Origin of the sequence: Rhodococcus sp. CX, from assembly GCF_015865005.1 — a bacterium.
GTDB lineage: Bacteria > Actinomycetota > Actinomycetes > Mycobacteriales > Mycobacteriaceae > Rhodococcus.
The window spans coordinates 30,756-34,683 of the sequence record NZ_JADZGH010000265.1 but is presented as its reverse complement, the minus strand read 5'-3'; the positions used below and the strand labels follow the sequence as shown (position 1 = coordinate 34,683).

4 protein-coding genes and 1 pseudogene are annotated in these 3,928 nt (G+C 70.1%); 3 read left to right on the top strand and 2 right to left on the bottom strand.

Annotation, left to right across the window (positions count from 1 at the left end):
- On the bottom strand, positions 1-453 hold a 453-nt coding region (locus I0Q12_RS29750; protein ID WP_307846632.1), incomplete at its 3' end, for an amino acid-binding protein.
- Between the two features lie 313 nt (positions 454-766).
- On the opposite strand from I0Q12_RS29750, the gene gatC reads away from it, so the two are divergent.
- The 3 genes and pseudogenes from gatC (at position 767) to I0Q12_RS29735 (ending at position 3,454) form a co-directional block, all read left to right on the top strand.
- A complete protein-coding gene (gene gatC, locus I0Q12_RS29745; RefSeq protein ID WP_197257371.1) occupies positions 767-1,066 on the top strand; it encodes an Asp-tRNA(Asn)/Glu-tRNA(Gln) amidotransferase subunit GatC in 300 nt (99 codons plus the stop codon).
- Positions 1,063-2,538, top strand: a complete 1,476-nt coding sequence (gatA, locus tag I0Q12_RS29740; protein ID WP_197257368.1) for an Asp-tRNA(Asn)/Glu-tRNA(Gln) amidotransferase subunit GatA — start codon at positions 1,063-1,065, stop codon at positions 2,536-2,538. The genes gatC and gatA overlap by 4 nt, the downstream gene beginning before the upstream one ends.
- Before the next feature lie 114 nt (positions 2,539-2,652).
- Positions 2,653-3,454, top strand: a pseudogene (locus I0Q12_RS29735) (alpha/beta fold hydrolase).
- Here I0Q12_RS29735 and I0Q12_RS29730 read toward each other — a convergent pair.
- A partial coding sequence (locus I0Q12_RS29730) for an alpha/beta-hydrolase family protein (protein WP_197257366.1) occupies positions 3,451-3,928 on the bottom strand: 478 nt, incomplete at its 5' end. The pseudogene I0Q12_RS29735 and the gene I0Q12_RS29730 sit on opposite strands and share 4 nt — an antisense overlap.

Below are 3,928 nucleotides of genomic sequence, written 5' to 3'. Positions count from 1 at the left end.
CTCGAGCGGCATCCAGGGCAGGCCCAGTGCGTGGGTCTCCGGGGCGCCGGGACTGCCCGCGACCCGGTAGGGGCCCTTCGGGCCGACGGCGATCACCGTGGCCCAGCCGACGCGCAGCACGCGCGGGGCACCGTCGGCGAGGATCTGGAGCCGGCCGTCGCGCGCGGTGGCGACCTGGTCGATCAGCTCGAGTTCGCGGTGGGTGTCGAGCATGCCCGCGTATGGACGGATGGAGTCGACGGTGACGCCGTCGAGCGCTTCGGCGGCGGTGATCAGCGTGTCGGGAAGTTTGCCGGGCTCGACGTCGACGACGAGATCGTCGATGGCGAAGTCGGCGCCGCGTTCGACGACATCGAGCGACAGGATGTCCGCGCCGACCGATCCGAGGGCTACGGCGAGCGCGCCGAGGCTACCGGGTCGATCGGGTAGCTGGACACGCAGCAGGTACGACACGTGCGTCCTTTCACCTATGGGCCGATTCGAGGGCACGCCGATGGCCGGCGCGCTGCATGGTGAGGCCGCACAGGCGACCCCCGACTGCGACCATCCTGTCACCTTCGAGGCCTGTTCGGTGCACAGATTCCGGGCGAAACGGGCGGCGTCATTGCAAATCCGCCGGTCGCGGGCGGGCGTGAAACACGATTGATACGCGCGTTTCGCGTCCCCGAAACGAATCGGCCGCGTCCCGGGGTCGCACAGGAGGCCGAACCGGGCACGCACTACGCTGGATGCGACGTTCGTTCTCCCATGAAAGGGGTCACCGAAGGTGCCTGCCATCTCCCGTGACGAGGTCGCACACCTCGCCCGGTTGTCCCGGCTCGCGCTGTCCGACGCCGAACTCGACGAGTTCGCCGGCCAGCTGGATTCGATCCTCAGCCACGTCAAGGCGGTGTCGGAAGTGGCCGCGGACGACGTGGCGCCGATGGCCAACCCGAACGCGGTGACCAACGTGACCCGACCCGACGTCGTGGTGCCGGGCCTCACCCCGGAGGAAGCGCTCTCGGGTGCACCGGTCGTCGAGGAGGGCCGTTTCTCGGTTCCCCAGATCCTGGGAGAGGGCGAATGAGCAGCGAACTGACCCGCCTGTCCGCCGCCGACCTGGCGTCGCGGATCCACGCCGGCAAGGTGTCCTCCGTCGAGGTCACCCAGGCCCACCTCGACCGCATCGGTGAGGTCGACGGCGAGTACCACGCGTTCCTGCACGTCGCCGGTGAGCAGGCGCTCGCCGCGGCCGCCGAGGTCGACCGCGCGGTCGCCGCCGGCGAGGCTCCGGCCTCCCCGCTCGCGGGTGTGCCGCTCGCCCTCAAGGACGTGTTCACCACCACCGACATGCCCACGACGTGCGCGTCGAAGATCCTCGAGGGCTGGGTCGCGCCCTACGACGCGACGCTGACCACCAAGCTGCGGCAGGCCGGGATCCCGATCCTCGGCAAGACCAACATGGACGAGTTCGCGATGGGCTCGTCCACCGAGAACTCCGCGTACGGCCCGACCCGCAATCCGTGGGACACCAACCGCATCCCGGGCGGATCCGGCGGTGGCTCGGCCGCGGCGCTCGCGTCGTACCAGGCCCCGCTCGCGATCGGCACCGACACCGGCGGCTCGATCCGTCAGCCTGCCGCCGTCACCGCGACCGTCGGCACCAAGCCCACCTACGGCACCGTGTCCCGCTACGGGCTGGTCGCGTGCGCGTCGTCGCTGGACCAGGGCGGCCCGTGCGGCCGTACCGTCCTCGACACCGCGCTGCTGCACGAGGTCATCGCCGGGCACGATCCGCGCGACTCCACCTCCGTCGACGCACCGGTCCGCCCGGTCGTGGAGGCCGCCCGCCAGGGCGCTGCCGGCGACCTGAAGGGCCTGCGCGTCGGTGTGGTCAAGGAACTGCACTCGGAAAGCTACCAGCCCGGCGTCATCGCCTCGTTCGACGCTGCGGTCGAGACCCTGACCAAGCTCGGCGCCGAGGTCGTGGAGGTGTCCTGCCCGCACTTCGAGTACGCGCTGGCGTCCTACTACCTGATCCTGCCCTCCGAGGTCTCCTCGAACCTCGCGCGTTTCGACGCGATGCGGTACGGCCTGCGTGTCGACGACGGCACCATGAGCGCCGAGCAGGTCATGGCCGCTACCCGCGCCGCCGGTTTCGGCAAGGAAGTCAAGCGGCGCATCATGATCGGCACCTACGCGCTGTCGTCGGGCTACTACGACGCCTACTACGGCCAGGCCCTCAAGGTCCGCACGCTCATCGCACAGGACTTCGACAAGGCCTACGAGCAGGTCGACGTCCTGGTGTCGCCGACGAGCCCGTTCACCCCGTGGAAGATCGGGGAGAAGGTCGACGATCCGCTGGCGATGTACCTGTCCGACCTGTGCACGCTGCCGACCAACCTGGCCGGCCACTGCGCGATGTCGGTGCCGTCCGGCCTGTCCGCCGACGACGGTCTGCCCGTCGGCCTGCAGATCATGGCCCCGGCACTCGCCGACGAGCGTCTCTACCGCGTCGGCGCGGCCTTCGAGGCTGCGCGCGGCCCGGTCCTCGTCTGACCCGATCGCACCGACGGGCCCGGAATCGTAAGGTTCCGGGCCCGTCGTGTATCCGCCTGCGTGACAACGTCATCTCTGCCACTATGGGACGCATTGTCCGCGAAGGGGGATCGCGTGAACCAGGTGGAACTTTCGGCGGGGACCATCGAATACGAGGACACCGGTGGCGACGGCCCGGTGCTGGTGTTCATCCACGGGCTGCTCATGGACGGGTCCGGATGGCGGCACGTCGTCGAGGAATTGCGGGGAAGATACCGGTGCATCGTGCCGACCTGGCCGCTCGGTTCGCACCGGACACCGATGCACCCGGACGCGGACCTGACGCTCATCGGAATGGGCCACCTGATCGGGGAATTCCTCGACGCCCTAGACCTGCGCGAGGTCACTTTGGTCCAGAACGACTGGGGCGGCGCCCAGATCTTCCTCGCCGTCGCGAATCCCGAGCGCGTGTCCCGGCTCGTGCTCACCGCCTGCGAGGCGTTCGACAACTATCCACCCGGACCCGTCAAGCTGCTGCTCCCGCTGGTTCGTCTGCCCGGCGGATTCCGCGTGCTGATGACGGTGCTGGGCACCAAGCTGGGACGGCGCGGTCCCGGCACGTGGGGATGGATGAGCAAACGACCTGTGCCCGACGAGATCTACGACGCCTGGTTCGGGCCGGCCGCGGTCGATCGCGCCGCCGAAGCAAGAACTGCTCGACCTCGCCGCGAAGTCCGCGGAGTTCACCGGGCCGGTGCTGATCGTGTGGGCGACCGAGGACCGGATGATGCCCCGCGACCACGGACGCCGTCTCGCCGAGCTCTTCCCGGACTCCCGCCTCGTCGAGATCGACGACAGTTACACATTGCTGGCCGAGGACCAGCCGGAGAAGCTCACCGAGGCGATCGGGGACTTCCTGGCGGCGACCGGCACCTAGGGAGCGCATCGGGCTTGGTCCGGCCCGTAGCGGTGCCCGTGACCCGGTGCCGCATCCAGCGCGAACAGCAGATCCACCGTCGTCTGCAGGAAGCCGATCACCGGCAGCCAGGCGGGCAGCGGGGCGTCGACGCGGGCGCGGGACAGGTCCGGCGGGGACCACAGCAGCGACGGCCGCCACCGGATCACCGGGTCCGAGGAGTTCGCCAGCACGGTCCCGCCGTCCGGCCGCACCGAGCCCGCAGGCGGTCCGGTCCACAAGGCCTCGCAGGCTCCCGGCGCGGCGGGTCCGTCGAACGCGGCACCGGCACCGACCGCTCCGAGGCTCTGCCCGTACACGTGCAGCTGCGGCCGATCCGCCGGATCGAGTGTGTCCAGGCGCGAACGGACCGCATCCACCAGCGCCGTGGCCGCGTCGATCGCGGCGTCGCGTTCGAGCACGAACGTCACCCAGCTCGGTGCCGACGAGTACTGC

What these genes read in the sequence shown, in the direction of transcription:
- gatA (WP_197257368.1), top strand. Translation starts at nt 1,063, where the DNA reads ATGAGCAGCGAACTGACCCGCCTGTCCGCCGCCGACCTGGCGTCGCGG.